This window comes from Rubrimonas cliftonensis (assembly GCF_900107585.1).
GTDB classification, from domain to species: Bacteria; Pseudomonadota; Alphaproteobacteria; order Rhodobacterales; family Rhodobacteraceae; genus Rubrimonas; species Rubrimonas cliftonensis.
In genome coordinates, this window is sequence record NZ_FNQM01000006.1 from 67599 (window position 1) to 82549 (window position 14951).

The following is a 14951-nucleotide window of genomic DNA, read 5'->3' on the forward strand; positions in this document are numbered from 1 at the left end:
CCGATCAGCCCGGGCGATCGGGCCCGATGGGCCCGCCGTCCCAACTCCGCGACAGGGCGAAGGCGGCGCCGAGCCCCAGCGCCGCCATCCCCGCGCCGAGCCAGAACATGCCGGCGCTGTAGGCTGGATAAAGCGCCGCCGCGCCGAAGGTGCCGGCCGCCATCGCGGTTCCGCCGATCCCCGGCCCGATCAGGCCCTGCGCGCTGGCCGTCAGCCGCTCCGGCGCCGCGGCCCCGACGAAGGCGATCATCGCCAGATGCGCCGGCGCGAAGCTCAGCGCGTGGCTCGCCTGCCAGAACCACAGCCAGGCGCCCGAGGGCTCCGCCGCCATCGCCAGCCACCGCGCCAGCGCCGCGCCGCCTGCCAGCGCGAAGGCGCCGGCCGGGCCGATCCGCGCGACCAGCCGCCCGCCCACGGTCAGCATCAGCGCCACCTCCAGCGCCACGCCGAAAGCCCAGAGCGCGCCGATGGTCGCCCCGTCCAGCCCCTGCGCCGTCCACATCAGCGAGCCGTAGGCGTAGAGCGGCGCGTGCGAGGCCTGCACCAGCGCGCTCGCCAGCGCCGCCCACAGGAACGGCCGCCGCTGCGCCAGCGCCAGCGCCTCCGCCAGCCGCGGCCGCGCGTCGCGACCGTCCCGCGCGCCGCCGGGGTGCAGCCGCGCGGTCAGCGCCATCGCCAGCAGGCTCGCCACGATCCACCACAGCGCCGCGTCCGCGCCCCACTGCGTCACCGCCCAGCCGCAGCCGAGATTGGCCAGCAGGAACGCCGCCGAGCCGCTGGCGCGCACGCGGGCGTAGTCGAAGCCGTGCCTGCGGGCCGCTGCGGCGCACAGCGCGTCGCTGATCGGGATCGCGCCGGCCATCGCCGCGCCCGAGGCCAGCGTCAGCGCCACCAGAACCGCCGGGCTCGCCGCCGGCGCCATCAGCGCGAACAGCGCCGCGCCCGCCACGCCGAGCAGGACCAGCGCGAGCCGCCGCTGGCCGGTCGCGTCCGCGAACCACGGCGCCGCGACGCCCGCGGCCACGCGCACGCCGACCGCGGCCCCGAGCAGCAGCCCGACCTGCGCCTCGCTCAGGCCCCGCTCCGCCAGCCAGACAGGCCAGAACGGCATGTGCGCGCCGATGGCGAGAAACAGCCCTGCGAAGACGCCCACCGAGGCGAGCGCCGCCTTCGCGGCGCCCGGCGCCGCGCCGCCGGTCACAGCCCGAGGCTCGGGAAGCCGTGAAACGCCACCGGATCGCCGGGCTTCAGGTCGAGCGCGCCGTCGGGCAGCTCCGCCAGCCCCTCGGCCCAGGAAAGCCCGCCGATCAGCCCCGAGCCTTCTGAATGGAACGCCTCGACCGCGCCCGCCTCGGTCAGCCGCGCGCGCAGGAACTCCCGCCGCCCGGCCTTCTTGCGCTTGGCGAAGGCCGCGGGCAGCATCAGCGGCCGCGGCTCGGGCCAGTCCGCGCCGGCCATCACCGCCAGCGCCGGCCTTGCGAACAACAGGGCGCAGACGAACGCGGCCACAGGGTTGCCCGGCAGCCCGAACACCGGGGCGCCGCGCCACATCCCCAGCGCCAGCGGCCGCCCCGGCTTCATCGCGATGCGCCAGGAGCCGAGCGTGCCGGCCTCGCGCAGCGCGCGGCTCATGTGGTCCTCGTCGCCCGCGGAGGCGCCGCCCGAGGCGATGATGGCGTCGGCCCCGGCGGCGCCGCGGTCTAGCGCCGCGCGCACTGCGGCCGCGTCGTCCGGCGCGACGCCGAGATCCACCGGCTCGAAACCCATCCGCGCCAGCATCGCCAGCAGCATCGGGCGGTTGCTGTCGAAGACGGCGCCCGGAGGCGGCGCCGCGCCCGGCGCTGCGATCTCGTCGCCGGTCGAGAGCACGGCCACCCGCAGCCGCCGCCGCGCCCGCACCGCGCCCAGCCCGCCGGCGGCGATCTGCGCGAGGTCGGCCGGCGTGAGCCGCCGCCCCGCCGGCGCCGCCACTGCCCCCGCCGTCAGGTTCTCGCCCGCCCGGCGGCGGTTGGCGCCCGGCTTCAGCCTCGGCTCGAAGCGCAGCACGCCGCCCTCCGCCGTCGCGTCCTCGTCCATCACGACGGTGTCGGTTCCCGCCGGGAGCGTCGCGCCGGTGAGGATGCGCAGCGCCGCGCCGGGCGGCACGACGCCGGAAAAGGGCGCGCCCGCCGCCGCCCTTCCAGCCAGCAGCGGCAGCGCGCCGGCGCCCATCGCGGCGTGGGCGAAGGCGTAGCCGTCGACCGCCGCGTTGGGCTCGGGCGGATGGGCGCGGATCGCCAGCGCAGGCTCCGCCAGGATGCGCCCGTCGGCCTGCGCGAGGGCCAAGTCCTCCGCCTCGCAGACGCAGGCGACCCGCGCCCGCAGCCGCGCCAGCGCGGCGTCCACCGGCTCCCAGTCCACCCCCGGCGGCAGGGCGAAGCAGTCGTCCTTCAGCGCGCGCGGCCCGGGCGGCGCGAACGAGGCGCCGGCGCCGAGGATCCACGCCTCCTCCCGCGCCACCACCGCGCGCTCCTCGTCGGAGAGCCCGGGCCCGGCGGCGAACCGCGCCCCGAGCGCGCCGGCGGCGTCGAGCGCCGCATACGCCCCCGCGACCGCACGCACCTGAGCGGCGTCCTTCACCTCGCCCTCCTTCACCTCGGGCCTTAGCAGGGAGGGATAGATTTCCGCGAAGCACACCGGCGCCGATGGCGGGACCAGCCCGGTCTCGAAGGGCCAGACCTGGACATGGCCCGCCAGCGCCTCGCGACGGCGCAGCCGCTCCAGCGCCGCGACGCCGAGCAGCGCCTGCGAGCCGACCGAGCCGGTCGTGTAGAGCTTCCAGCACGGCTGGGCGCCCTTCACGACAGCTTCGACCAGCCGGCGCTCCGGCAGGCCGTGGCCATCGCGCGCGCGTCCCTTCTCGGGAACGCCCGGATGATCCGCCGTCGCGGGGCGGCCCCAGAACGGCCCGACGCCGGGCAGCTGCGCGTTGAGCCGCTCGGCCACGGCGAAACGGTTGTTGGAGTTGTCCGGCGCGTCCTCGACCGCGTCGGCCAGCCACGCCCAGAGGCCGAGCGCGGCGTCGTCCCCGGTCACGGCCCGCGCCAGCCCGCGCGGCCAGCCGAAGGGGAAGTCGAACCCCGCCAGAACGCGCCGCCCCGCCGCGATCTCCGCGCGCAGGAGCGTCGCGAGCCGGTCGAGACAGGCGGCGCGGGTGCGGAAATACTCGGGTTCGCCGACCTCGCCGCCGCGCGCCGCGGCCATCCACACCGCGTCGGCGGACGGCTTCGGCGGCGTCGGTTTCGCCGCGGCCGACCAGTCCACCATCACGATCATGTCGAACAGGCGGCCCACGGCCTCCTCCCTCACGCCAGTCCCGTCTCGCGCAGGATGAAGTCGGCGACCCGCGCCGGTTCGTCCAGCGGCAGCCACGGCGTCGCGAGGCCGGGCAGCGGCGCCGGGCTCGCCACCGCGCGCACCGTGGGGTCTCCGGTCGCGATCAGCGGTGCGCCGGTCTCGGGCCGATGGGCCTCGACCTTGAAATGCCGGTCGCGCTTGTAGCCCTCCACCAGCACCAGGTCGACCGGCGAGAGCTTCTCCAGCAGCGTCGCCAGCGGCGGCTCCTCCGCCCCGCGCAACTCGTGCAGCAGCGCCCAGCGCGCGCCCGAGCACACCAGCACCTCACGCGCGCCCGCGGCGCGGTGGCGGAAGCTGTCCTTGCCCTCGTGGTCCATGTCGAAGGCGTGGTGGGCGTGCTTGACCGTGGAGACCGAGACGCCGCGCCCGGTGATCTCCGCCACCAGCCGCTCCATCAGCGTGGTCTTGCCGGCGTTCTTCCAGCCGACGACGCCATAGACGCGCAGTCCGCTCACGTCGCGGCCCGTCGCGCCAGCGCCTCGGCGCGCCGCAGGTCGTCGGGCGTGTTGACGTTGAAGAACGGGTCGGGGCGCGGAGTTTCGGGCGGCCCGGCGTCGAAGGCGGCGCGGGCGCAGCCGTGCGCGTCGGTCCAGCGCACCACCTTGCGCAGGCCCGCCGCCAGCGCCGCGCGCAGATCCTGCGCCAGCGCGACCGGCCACAGCCCGAAGGTCGGATGGTCCCAGAGCCGCCCCTCCGCGTCCGGGGTCGCGGCGCAGGCCAGCGGCGTCCCGGCCGCCTGCGCCGCCGCGACCAGCCGCGCCGCGAGGTCGCGCGGGAAGAAGGGCGTGTCGCCGGCGGCGGTCACGACATGGCTCGCGCCCATCGCCGCCGCCGCCGCCATGCCCGCCAGAACGCCCGCGAGCGGCCCGTCTCCGGCGGCCGTCTCGTCGGCGACGACGGGCAGCCCCCAGTCCGCGAAGCGCGCCGCGTCGCCGTTGGCGTTGAGGATCAGCCCGTCGACCTGCGGCCCGAGCCGGTCGACGACATGGCCCAGCAGCGGCCGCCCGCCCGCCTCCAGCAGGCACTTGTCGCCGCCCCCCATCCGCGTGGCGAGCCCGCCGGCGAGCACGACGCCGACGATCCTTCCGGGCGGCGAGAGGCTCATCCGCGCAGGCGCCCCTTGTAGGCGTCGGGCAGCAGGGCGCGCACGCTCGCCAGCCGCATCTCGCCGCCGTCCTCCTCGACGCAGACCAGCGCCTCGGACCCGAAGTCCGTCAGCAGCTCGCGGCAGAAGCCGCAGGGCGGGATCACCTCGCCGCGCCGGTTCACCGCCACCGAGAACAGGATCGGCGCGCCTGGCTCCGCCACCGCAGCCATGCCGATCGCCACCGCCTCGGCGCAGACGCTCGCGCTCGGCAGCGTCGACTGAAGGTTGCAGGCGGTGTAGCGCGCGCCGGCCGTCAGCACCGAGCACGCCACATGGTGCCGCCCCTCCTGCTTCAGCGCCGCGATCAGCGCCCGCGCCGCCGCCAGCGCCTCGACCTGCGCCGCATGAACCTCAGTCGCGCCTTCGGCCATCACCAGCGTCTGGGCCATCCGCTCAGCCGTCATCGAAGCCCTCCTGCGCGCTCTTGCGGCGATGGCGCGGGCTCTCGTCCGCCACCGCGTCGGGGTCTGCGTCCCACACGACGCGCTCGGGGCCGGAGAGGCAGACGAAGCGCCGCCCGCGCATCCGCCCGATCAGCGTCAGCCCCACCTCGCGCGCGATCTCCACGCCCCAGCCGGTGAAGCCCGAGCGCGAAGCGAGCGCCGGGCAGCCCATCAGCGCGGTCTTGATCACCATTTCCGAGGTCAGCCGCCCGGTGGTGTAGAGCAGCTTGTCGCCCAGCTCCACGCCGTTGAGAAACGCCCAGCCGGCGATCTTGTCCACGGCGTTGTGGCGCCCGACATCCTCCATGTAGACGAGCGGCGCGTCCCCCCGGCACAGCACGCAGCCATGGATCGCCCCGGCCTCCAGATAGAGGCTCGGCTGGGTGTTGATGCGCCTGGCGAGCGCATAGAGGTGGCTGGCGCGCACCGTCGTCGGCGGCAGCGTCACGCCCTCCAGCGTCTCCATCATGTCGCCGAACACGGTGCCGACCGCGCAGCCCGAGGTGCGGGTCTTCTTTTTCAGCTTCTCCTCGTAGTTCGTCGCGCGCTCGGTGCGCACCACGACCGTCTCCAGCTCGTCGTCGTAGTCGACCGAGGTCACGACGTCGTCGGCCCGCAGCATCGCCTGATTGCGCAGGTAGCCCACCGCGAGCAGGCGCGGGTGGTCGCCGATGGTCATCGCGGTGACGATCTCCTGCCCGTTGAGGAAGATCGTCAGGGGCCGCTCCTCCACGACGCGGATCTCCACCGCGCGGCTGTCATGGTCCACGCCCGCAACGGCCCGCGTCAGGCGCGGGTCGGCGGGATCGGGCGCGATGAGGAACGCGCCGTCGGGGGGCGTCGCGAGATCGGACATAGGGCATCACCAAAGGCCATTGGCGGGCGGGGTCAAGATGCGTTAGCAGGCGAGAAGTCATCCCGATGGACTTCATGCGGTGTTTCTCAAGGCATTCTGGCGCGGCGCCCTCGCCGGTGCGCCGGCGCAGCTCGCGACTTTCCCGTTCGGCCTGATCTTCGGCGCGCTGTCGGTGCAGGCGGGGCTCGACGTCGGCCAGACCATGGCGATGACGGTGGTGGTGATCGCCGGCGCCTCGCAGCTCGCCGCGCTTCAGCTCATGGCGGACGGCGCGCCGGCGTGGCTGGCCGTGGCCACCGGCGCGGTGGTCAACCTGCGCATGGCGATGTACTCCGCCCACATCGCCCAGAAATGGCCCGGAGCGCCGCTGGCGACGCGCGCGCTCGCGGCCTACACTCTGCACGACCAGTCCTACGCCTTCTCGATCCGCCGCTACGCCGAGGCGCCGGACGAGGGGCTGACGGACCGATTCGGCTTCTATTTCGGCGTCGCGCTGGTCTGCATCGTCGCGTGGCTGGCGGGGTGCCTGACGGGCGCGCTGTTCGGCGCAAGGCTGCCCGAGGCCTGGGCGCTGGAGTTCGCCGTGCCGATCACCTTCATCGCCGTGTTCGCGCCGATGCTGCGCACCGCGCCGCAGGCGATCTCCGCCATGGCCTCGGCGGGCGGCGCGCTCGCCTTCGCCTTCCTGCCGCTGGGGCTGGGGCTGATGGCCGCCGCGGCGCTGGGGATCGCCGCGGGTCTGCTCGCCGAACGGGCGCTGGCGCGATGAGCGGGGCCGAGGCGGGCGCCGAGGCGGCGCAGGGCATGGATGGCGGCTATGTCTGGACGGTGATCCTCGGCCTCGGCCTCGTCACCTACCTGATCCGCTTCTCGGGCCTCGGCCTCCTCGGCGCCGGGGCCCCGCCGCCCTGGCTCGCGCGCGCGCTCGCCTATGTGCCGACCGCGGTGCTGCCCGCGATCATCGCGCCGCTGGTGGCCTTCGACCGCGCGACGGGGGGCGTCGCCGCGCCCCACGCCTTCATCGCGGCGGGGCTGGCGCTGGCGGTGGGCGCATGGCTGCGAAGCCTGCTCCCCGCCATCCTCGCCGGCATGGCGGCGTTCCACCTGCTCAGGTTCGCCGGGCTCTGAGTGCGCATCGGGCGCCACGCCCTGGCCTGGCCGACGTCCCGAGGCGCGCGCCGCCGGCGCGGGAGCGGCCCATGAATTCCGCCGACGCGACATTCCGCCGCCCGCCGCCGCCCGCCGCCGCTGCGGCGCCGACGGCCCTCGCCGTCGCGAACGCTGCGATCCTCGCCTGTCCGGACGCGCCGCCGACGCCGGAATGCCCAAATTTCTCCCGCCCGGCGCCAAGGGGGCTCCACGCGCGGTTGGGACAAAACTGCGGCGACTAATCCATTGCTCCGCTGCGAGGTTCATCATCGGGAAACCGCGTCCTGCGACACCGCGACGTCGGATCAGGATGGGAGCGCCCTGCGATGAAATGGCTGAAGTCGCTGCGCATGGCGCGGGCCGTCTGGCTGGCGCTGGTTCCGCTGACCATCGTGGTCCTGGCGCTGACCGCGCTGCGCGTCGCGGACGCCGTGGCGGAGATCCGCCGGGTCGAGAGGCTGTCCCAGGGACTGCCGGCGACGGTCGCGATGGGCGGCCTCATCGGCGCCCTGCAGAAGGAGCGCGGCATGTCCGCCGGCTTCACCGCCGGCGGCGGCGCACAGTTCGGCGACAAGCTCGCCGCGCAGCGCCGCGATACCGACGCCGCGCTCGACGCCTTCGAGGCGAAGCTCGCCGAACTGGGCGACGGGGCCCTCAGCCCGGCTCAGGCGGGGCGCGTCGAGACCGCCCTCGCCCAGCTTGCGCAGGTCGCCTCCCGGCGCGACGCGGTGGACGCCCTGTCGATGCAGCCGGGCGACGTCGTCGGCTACTACACGTCGATCATCCGCCCGCTGATCGACGCCGTCGGCGCGCCGATCGGCGCCAACGCCGACGTGGACGTCGCCAGGGGGCTCGCCGCGGCGCAGGGCGCCGTCGAGGCGATGGAGCGCACGGGCGTCATGCGGGCGATCGGATCGGCGGGCTTCGGGCGCGGCGCCTTCAGCAGCGGCGAGATCATGCGGCTCGAACGCCTTGCTGGCGAGCGCGACGCGTTTCTCGGCGTCGTGCGACAACTCGGCGGCGCCGGGCAGGTCGCCGCGCTCGACGGTCACGCGGCGTCCGAGGCCGTGCGGCGCAGCGAGGCGATGCTGGCGCTGGCGCGCGGGCAGGGCCTTGACGGGGATCTCTCCAGCCTGAGCGGCGCCGAGTTCTTCGACGCGATGACCGCGCGCCTCCAGGGGCAGGGCGCGATCGAGCGGGCGCTGCTCGACGGGGTCCGCGCGCGTCTCGACGCGATGGCGGAGGCGGCGCGGACCGCGCTGGCGGTGGCGGTGGCGGGAAGCGTCCTGGGCCTGGCGATCTCGCTGGCGCTTGCGATGGTCGTCGCGCACGCGATTCGGAGCGCGCTTGACGCGCTGACCTCCAGCGCGCTGTCGCTCGCCTACGGCGATCTGGACGCGCCGCTGCCCGACGCGACGCCCAACGAGATCGGCGAGATGGGCGCGGCGCTCGGGGTGCTGCGGGACAACGTGCTGGAGGCGGCGGCCGCCAAGCTGGCCCATGACGGCGAGGCGGCCGCCCGCGAGGCGAAGGACGCCGAGACGGCGCGCGAGCGCGAGGCGATGCTGCTGACGATCCAGAACGGCGTCGCCAGCACGCGCGACGCGCTCGACGCGCTCGCCCGCGGCGACCTCGACGCCAGGATCGAAGGCCATCACGATGGAGCCTTCGCCGACCTGCGGCAGAGCCTCGCCGCCACCGTCGCGATGCTTGGCGGCGCGATTTCCGAGATCGGCGACACCTCGGCCGCCATCGTGCGCAGCGTGCGCGACATCGAGAGCGGCTCCAGCAACCTCTCCCAGCGCGCCAGCGGTCAGGCCGCCTCGCTGGAGCAGATCGCGGCGACGATGGAGGAGATGGCCGCGACGGTGAAGACCAACGCCGACCGCGCGGCCGCCGCCGCGGGCCAGTCCGTCGAGGCCAAGGCCGCGGCGGATCGCGGCGGCGAGGCGTTGACGGACGCCGGCGCCGCCATGGAGCGCATCCAGCGCGAGACGGCCCGGATCGCGGAGATGGTGGACGTCATCGAAGGCTTCTCTTTCCAGACCAACCTTCTGGCCTTGAACGCCTCGGTCGAGGCGGCGCGCGCCGGCGAGGCGGGCCGCGGCTTCGCCGTCGTCGCCGCGGAGGTGCGCAGCCTCGCCGAACGCTCGGCCACGACGGCGCGGGAGGTTCGCGAGATCGTCAACGCCGCCGGCGAGCAGGTCGAAGAGGGCTCCCGGCTGATGTCCTCCGCCAGCAAGGCCCTCGGCGCCATCGTCGCGAGCATCGCAAGCGTCGCGGACAATGTCGGCGACATCTCCGGCGCGAGCCGCGAACAGTCGACCGGCGTGCAGGAGATCGCGACGTCGCTGGCCCAGCTCGACGCCACCACGCAGGAGAACGCCTCGGTCGCCGACGCCAGCGCGGCCTCCGCCCGGGGCCTCGCCGAACAGGCCGCGAAACTCGACGCGCTGATGTCCGGCTTCAAGCGCGCCAGGACGGCGCGCCGGGCGGCCTGAGCGCGGCCGTCAGGCCGCGAGCATGGCGTCGAGCCTGCCGGCGCGCTCCAGCGCGTGAAGCTCGTCGCAGCCGCCGATCGGTGCGCCGTCGATGAATATCTGCGGCACCGTGCGCCCGCCGCCCGAGCGCTGCGTCATCTCCGCGCGCTTGGCGGGGTCGGACATCACGTCGAACTCGGTGAAGCTCACGCCCTTGCTGCGCAGCAGTTTCTTGGCCATCGCGCAGAAGCCGCAGATGGGCGTGGTGTAGATCTCGACGGGCTTCATGGGCGGTCTCTCCTCGGGGCGACGCCCGTTGAGATAGCAATGTCGGCCGCGCGCTTAAAGCGCCCGCGCGCGGCCCGCATGCGCCCCGCGCGCGCAGAGAGGCCTGGGACGCGCGTCCTGCGCCCCGAAAGCCGGCGCGGGGCCGGGGTCGAGGCCGGGGCCTGGGACGTGGCCCGGCGTCCCTCAGCCGGTCCCGGGGCCGCGCGGCTCGCCTGCGCGCGCGTCTCCGCCCCGCGCCACCCGCGCCAGCGTCAGCGCGTCCACGCCCGCCGCCCCGGCCGCTCTCAGCGCCTCGGCGCAGGCCGAGAGCGTCGCGCCGGTGGTCAGCACGTCGTCGATCAGCAGCACGCGCCGGCCCGCCAGCGCGCCCGCCCAGCGCCGCCGCACCGCGAAGGCCCCCGAGACGTTCTCTATTCGCCCCGCCCGCGTGCGCCCCTCCTGGCTCGGCGTCGCGCGGGTGCGGCGCAGCAGGTCGAGCGCCAGCGCGTCGCGCCGCCCTGCGCGGATCGCCACCGCCCGCGCCAGCTCCGCCGACTGGTTGTAGAGCCGCCGCATCAGCCGCCAGCGGTGCAGCGGGACCGGGGCGATCAGGTCCGCCGACGCGACGAGGTCCGCCCCGGCGCGCAGCATCCAGCCCGCCGCGGCGGGGGCGACCTCGGCGCGGTCGGCGTGCTTGAGCGCCAGCGCCGCGGCGCGCGCCGCCCCTTCGTATAGCGCCGCGGCGCGGCCCCGGTCCCAGGCCGGGGGGGCATGGCGGCAGGCGTCGCAGGCCGCCTCCGGGGCGTCATGCTGCGCGTTCGGTGCGCCGCAGCGGTCGCAGATCGGCCCGGCGATGAACCAGGCGTCGCGAAAGCATGGCCCGCACAGACCCCCCGCCGCGCCGGTCTCGTCCCCGCACGCGACGCAGGCTGGCGGATAGAGCAGATCGACCGCGCCGCCGAAGGCCGAGCGCAGCGCCGAGCCGAAAGGCCCGCGCCCGCCAACCTCGCGCCCGCCAACCTCGCGCGCGCCAGGCCCGCGCCCGCCGACGTCGCGCATGAAAACCTCGCCCTCGGAAACCTCGCCACCGGAAACCTCGCGCCCGTCCGCGGCGCGCGCCGCGCCGGCGCCGTCGGGATCCCGCCCGCCGCCGCGCCAGCCGCGCCCATCCGCCGCGCCCCCGGTCGCCAAGCCCCGCCCGCCCCGCTATCTGTCGCGCCATGACGCCGATGCTCTTCGACGAGGCCGCACTGTCGCTGCGCGCCGCCCGCGCCGCAAGGCTCTGGCCGCGGGGCGCGTTCCTGCATGCCCGCGCGGCGGAGGGTCTGGCCGAGCGCGCCGCCGACGCCGCCCGGGCCTTCCCGCGCCTGCTCGTCCACGGCGCCGCCGCCGGCCTCTACGCCCACGCCCTCGCCGGCCGCGCCGGGGCCGGGGAGACGGTGCAGATCGAGGCCGCCCCGCTCGCGCCCCTCGCCGCGGCCGGCGCCCCCGGCGCCCGCACGCTGGCGGGAACCGAGCCGCTGCTGGCCGGCGAGGGCCGCTTCGACCTCTCCGTATCGGGCCTCGCCCTGCACCGCATGAACGACCCTGTCGGGGCGCTGATCCAGCTCAGGCGCGCGCTGAGGCCCGACGGCTTCTTCCTCGGCGCGCTCTTCGGCGGCCGGTCGCTGCACGAGCTGCGCGCCGCGCTCGCCGAGGCCGAGATCGCCGAGGAGGGGGGCCTGAGCCCCCGCGTCGCGCCCATGGCCGACGTGCGCGACCTCGGCGGCCTGCTGCAGCGCGCCGGCTTCGCGATGCCGGCGGCGGACGTCGAGCGCGTGACGGTGGACTACGCCGACCCGCTCGCCCTGATGCGCGACCTGCGCGCGATGGGCGAGGCCAATGCGCTGGCCGCGCGCCGCCGCACGCCCCTGCGCCGCGCCACGCTCGCCCGCGCCTGCGCGCTCTACGCCGAGCACTTCTCCCGGCCTGACGGGCGCGTGACGGCGACGGTGGAGATCGTCTACCTCGCCGGATGGTCCCCCGGCCCCGACCAGCCGACGGCCAAGCGCCCCGGCTCCGCGAGCGCCCGCCTCGCCGACGCGCTCGGCGCCGTGGAGCGCCCCGCCGGCGAGAAGGCCGGGTCTTAGCGCGCCGACCCGGGCGGCTCGACCGCCGAGAGGATCATGGCGGCTCGACCGCCGGGGGGATCCGGGCGGCTCGACCGCCGGGGGGATCCGGGCGGCTCAGCCGCCGAGAGGGATCGCGTCGAACAACTCGTAGCGCTCGGCGCCGACGTCGACGAAGCTGAGGTCGGCCTCGCGCCTCACGGAGAACGGCCCGTAGCCGTCGGCCTGGGACATGTCGGCGCCCACCGCCTCGCCATGGATGAAGAAGATCGCGCGCTTCGCGCCGCTCGGCCGGGTGACGATCACGGTCGCGTCGCCCCCGGTCCCGCGGGCCACGCCGAAGGGGCAGGGCGTCGCGGGCTGTTCGGGCGCCTCGGCGCAGGGGATCGTCCCGCTGGCGTTGAATTCGCCCCGGCCCGCGCGCAGCGCCGAATCGTCCTCGCCCATCGGCGTGTCGCCGTTCGGTCCGCGGGCGGGGCGAAGGTAGTCCGCGGCCGCGTAGCCGCGCGGGCCGCCGCGCATCGGCTGGACGTCGCACCACACCCGCCCCTCCGCCGGCGCGCAGCCGAGATTGGACAGGACCGCCCCGCGCGTCAGGCGGGCGAGAACCTCGGCGGACGAACCCGGCGCCGCGCGCAGGGCGAGCGTCCCGCTCTCGACCGAGACCTCGAAGCGCCTCGGCCCGCCTTCGGCGGGGCTCGCCGGCGTGGCGGCGTGCTGCGCGAGGACGGGTGAAGCGGCGGCGACCACGGCCCCGAGAGCGAGGGCGCGGAGGGCGGCGCGGCGCGTCTGCATCGGTCGAACTCCCCTGAAGGGCGGCTTCAGGCCAGCCTACGCCGATGCGGCGCGCGCGCCATCCGCCCCCGGCGCCGCAGCCGATTGCCCCCGGCCGCCCCGCGTCGCATAGTCCCGCCGCCCCGCGCGCGGCCCCGGCCCGCGCCCGATCCACGGACCGCGCCGCCGCCTCGCCTTCGCGAGCGCGCCCCGCGCCAAGCGACAGAGCCCCTCGTGACCGCCCCAGCGCCCGAAACCCTGACCCTGCCGCGCCCTGACGACCTGCACATCCACCTGCGCGACGGTGCGATGCTGAGGGTCGCCGCGCCCGAGGCCGCCGCCGCCTTCGCCCGCGCGCTGGTGATGCCGAACCTCACGCCGCCGGTCGTGACCGCCGCCGACGCCCGCGCCTACCGCGGTCGCATCATGGCGGCGCTGCCCGACGGCGCGGCCTTCACGCCGCTGATGACGCTCTATCTCACCGAGGCGACCGACCCGGACGACGTCGCCGCGGCGCACGCAGAAGGGCTGGTGACGGCGGTGAAGCTCTACCCCGCCGGCGCCACCACCAATTCCGACGCCGGCGTGCGCGACGTCCGCAAGGTCCAGCCCGTGCTCGACCGCATGGCCGAGATCGGCCTGCCGCTCTGCGTCCACGGCGAGGTGACGGACCCGGCGGTGGACATCTTCGACCGCGAGGCCGCGTTCCTCGACCGGGTGCTGAGCCCGCTGCGCGCGCGCACGCCCGCCCTGCGCATCGTGCTGGAGCACGTCACGACGCGGGCCGGCGTCGCCTGGGTGCGCGCGGCCGGCCCCGGCGTCGGCGGCACCATCACCGCCCATCACCTGATGCTGACGCGCAACGACCTGCTGGCCGGGGGCGTGCGCCCGCACTACTACTGCCTGCCGATCCTGAAGCGCGCCGAGGACCGCGCCGCGCTGCGCGAGGCAGCGACCGCCGGCGATCCGCGATTCTTCCTCGGCACCGACAGCGCGCCGCATCTCGACGGCGCCAAGCTCGCCCCTTGCGGCTGCGCAGGCTGCTACACCGCGCCGGTCGCCATGGCCTGCCTCGCGCAGGTGTTCGACGAGGAGGGCGCGCTCGACCGGCTGGAGGGCTTCGCCTGCCGCCACGGCGCCGCCTTCTACGGCCTGTCGCCGAACGAGGGGACCGTCACTCTCGAACGCCGGCCGACCCCGCCGCAGCCCGCCCGAGAGGTGGGCGACGGCCTGCTCACCGTGTTCGACCCCGGCGCCGCCCTGCGCTGGCGCGTCCGCCCGCAGGAAGCCCGCCCATGAGCCGCCAACCCGACCGCACCCCCCGCCAGGCCGAGATCGCCCGCGCGACCGCCCGCATGCTGCTGGAGGTGCAGGCGGTGCATTTCCGCCCGCACGAGCCCTTCACCTTCACCTCCGGCCTGCGCAGTCCGGTCTATGTCGACTGCCGCAAGCTGATCTCCTTCCCCCGCGTCCGCGCCGCGCTGATGGGCTTCGGGGTGGAGACGCTGAACGCGGCCGCCGGCTACGAGCGCTTCGACGCCGTGGCGGGCGGCGAGACCGCCGGCATCCCCTTCGCGGCCTGGATCGCCGACCGCCTCGCCCTGCCGATGCTCTATGTGCGCAAGAAGCCCAAGGGTTTCGGCCGCAACGCCCAGATCGAGGGCGCATTCGCCGAGGGCGCGCGCGTCCTGCTGGTCGAGGATCTTGCGACCGACGGCGGCTCGAAGCTGAACTTCGCCGGCGCCCTGCGCGAGGCCGGCGCCGAATGCGCCCACAGCTTCGTGGTGTTCTACTACGACATCTACCCCGACGCGCTCGCCGGCTCGGGCCTCAAGCTGCACTGGCTCGCGACATGGTGGGACGCGCTGGCGGAGGCGCGCGACGGCGGCGCGCTCGACGCCGCCGCCGTCGCCGAGGTCGAGCGCTTCCTCGGCGCCCCCGACGAGTGGTCCGCCGCCCATGGCGGCGCCGCGCCCGCGCGGGGGTAGCCCGACGCTCCGCCGGCTGCGCCTTCCTGCGACGACCACGCCCGATCCTGCGGCTCGAGCGGTCCGTCGGCGGCGCCGATCGCGCGACTTTCGCCGCCCCTGGGTCGAGGATCGCTTCGATGGCGCAATCCGGGCGATCCCCGCCATGCGCTAGTGATCCTAACGGACGTCGCAGCCGGCAGCGATCAGGGCGCGTCTGACACGTTCCGATTCCGCGCGTTCTTCCCGCTTGTAGCTGATGAACACATCGATCCGGCCGGTCATGATTCTCACTCGGGCGAAGCGGGTTCAAATGGTGACTGGTGCTGTTCGGCGTGGAGCCTAGCGCCTGCCGGCGCGCCTC

15 protein-coding genes are annotated in these 14951 nt (G+C 75.7%); 6 read left to right on the forward strand and 9 right to left on the reverse strand.

The genetic code is table 11. The annotated features are described in order from the left end of the window. Window positions 1-4 precede the first annotated feature (4 nt). Genes BLW43_RS11525 through BLW43_RS11550 form a run of 6 tightly spaced genes read right to left on the reverse strand, consistent with a single transcriptional unit; the run spans window position 5 to window position 5842 of the window. Window positions 5-1201 carry an MFS transporter gene (locus BLW43_RS11525; protein ID WP_093253513.1) on the reverse strand — a complete coding sequence of 399 codons (1197 nt, stop codon included), beginning with the start codon at window positions 1199-1201 and terminating at the stop codon, window positions 5-7. Then, window positions 1198-3333: a molybdopterin-binding protein gene (locus BLW43_RS11530; RefSeq protein ID WP_342741609.1), complete on the reverse strand. Its 2136-nt coding sequence runs from the start codon at window positions 3331-3333 to the stop codon at window positions 1198-1200. The genes BLW43_RS11525 and BLW43_RS11530 overlap by 4 nt, the downstream gene beginning before the upstream one ends. 11 nt (window positions 3334-3344) lie before the next feature. Then, a complete protein-coding gene (mobB, locus tag BLW43_RS11535) occupies window positions 3345-3842 on the reverse strand; it encodes a molybdopterin-guanine dinucleotide biosynthesis protein B (protein ID WP_093253888.1) in 498 nt (165 codons plus the stop codon). Between the two features lie 5 nt (window positions 3843-3847). Next, window positions 3848-4501 carry a molybdenum cofactor guanylyltransferase MobA gene (gene mobA, locus BLW43_RS11540; RefSeq protein WP_093253516.1) on the reverse strand — a complete coding sequence of 218 codons (654 nt, stop codon included), beginning with the start codon at window positions 4499-4501 and terminating at the stop codon, window positions 3848-3850. Then, the gene (locus BLW43_RS11545; RefSeq protein ID WP_093253518.1) at window positions 4498-4947 is read right to left on the reverse strand and encodes a cytidine deaminase family protein; all 450 of its coding nucleotides are present in this window, start codon (window positions 4945-4947) and stop codon (window positions 4498-4500) included. The genes mobA and BLW43_RS11545 overlap by 4 nt, the downstream gene beginning before the upstream one ends. Beyond that, a complete protein-coding gene (locus BLW43_RS11550; protein ID WP_093253521.1) occupies window positions 4937-5842 on the reverse strand; it encodes a formate dehydrogenase accessory sulfurtransferase FdhD in 906 nt (301 codons plus the stop codon). The genes BLW43_RS11545 and BLW43_RS11550 overlap by 11 nt, the downstream gene beginning before the upstream one ends. A gap of 79 nt (window positions 5843-5921) precedes the next feature. Between BLW43_RS11550 and BLW43_RS11555 the strand changes: the two genes are divergently transcribed. The 3 genes from BLW43_RS11555 to BLW43_RS11565 all read left to right on the forward strand — a co-directional run bounded on the left by BLW43_RS11555 (window position 5922) and on the right by BLW43_RS11565 (window position 9492). After that, the gene (locus BLW43_RS11555) at window positions 5922-6611 is read left to right on the forward strand and encodes an AzlC family ABC transporter permease (protein ID WP_093253523.1); all 690 of its coding nucleotides are present in this window, start codon (window positions 5922-5924) and stop codon (window positions 6609-6611) included. Further along, on the forward strand, window positions 6608-6970 hold the full coding sequence (locus BLW43_RS11560; protein WP_245731022.1) for an AzlD domain-containing protein: 363 nt from the start codon (window positions 6608-6610) through the stop codon (window positions 6968-6970). Before BLW43_RS11555 ends, BLW43_RS11560 begins: the two co-directional genes overlap by 4 nt. Before the next feature lie 347 nt (window positions 6971-7317). Beyond that, window positions 7318-9492, forward strand: coding sequence for a methyl-accepting chemotaxis protein (locus BLW43_RS11565; protein ID WP_093253526.1), 2175 nt, complete (start codon window positions 7318-7320; stop codon window positions 9490-9492). Between the two features lie 9 nt (window positions 9493-9501). Here BLW43_RS11565 and grxC read toward each other — a convergent pair whose 3' ends face one another. Together grxC and BLW43_RS11575 are read right to left on the reverse strand one after the other, a co-directional pair. Beyond that, on the reverse strand, window positions 9502-9759 hold the full coding sequence (grxC, locus tag BLW43_RS11570; protein WP_093253528.1) for a glutaredoxin 3: 258 nt from the start codon (window positions 9757-9759) through the stop codon (window positions 9502-9504). Between the two features lie 183 nt (window positions 9760-9942). Beyond that, window positions 9943-10929 carry a ComF family protein gene (locus BLW43_RS11575; RefSeq protein WP_245731023.1) on the reverse strand — a complete coding sequence of 329 codons (987 nt, stop codon included), beginning with the start codon at window positions 10927-10929 and terminating at the stop codon, window positions 9943-9945. A 29-nt stretch (window positions 10930-10958) separates the two neighbouring features. Between BLW43_RS11575 and BLW43_RS11580 the strand changes: the two genes are divergently transcribed. After that, window positions 10959-11867: a methyltransferase domain-containing protein gene (locus BLW43_RS11580; RefSeq protein WP_093253531.1), complete on the forward strand. Its 909-nt coding sequence runs from the start codon at window positions 10959-10961 to the stop codon at window positions 11865-11867. A gap of 96 nt (window positions 11868-11963) precedes the next feature. Here BLW43_RS11580 and BLW43_RS11585 read toward each other — a convergent pair whose 3' ends face one another. Continuing rightward, a complete protein-coding gene (locus BLW43_RS11585; RefSeq protein WP_093253533.1) occupies window positions 11964-12641 on the reverse strand; it encodes an SH3 domain-containing protein in 678 nt (225 codons plus the stop codon). Window positions 12642-12854: 213 nt separating this feature from the next. On the opposite strand from BLW43_RS11585, the gene pyrC reads away from it, so the two are divergent. After that, entirely contained in the window at window positions 12855-13919 is a 1065-nt protein-coding gene (pyrC, locus tag BLW43_RS11590) for a dihydroorotase (RefSeq protein ID WP_093253535.1), read from the forward strand. Continuing rightward, on the forward strand, window positions 13916-14608 hold the full coding sequence (locus tag BLW43_RS11595) for an orotate phosphoribosyltransferase (RefSeq protein WP_093253537.1): 693 nt from the start codon (window positions 13916-13918) through the stop codon (window positions 14606-14608). The genes pyrC and BLW43_RS11595 overlap by 4 nt, the downstream gene beginning before the upstream one ends. The last annotated feature ends 343 nt before the right edge of the window (window positions 14609-14951 follow it).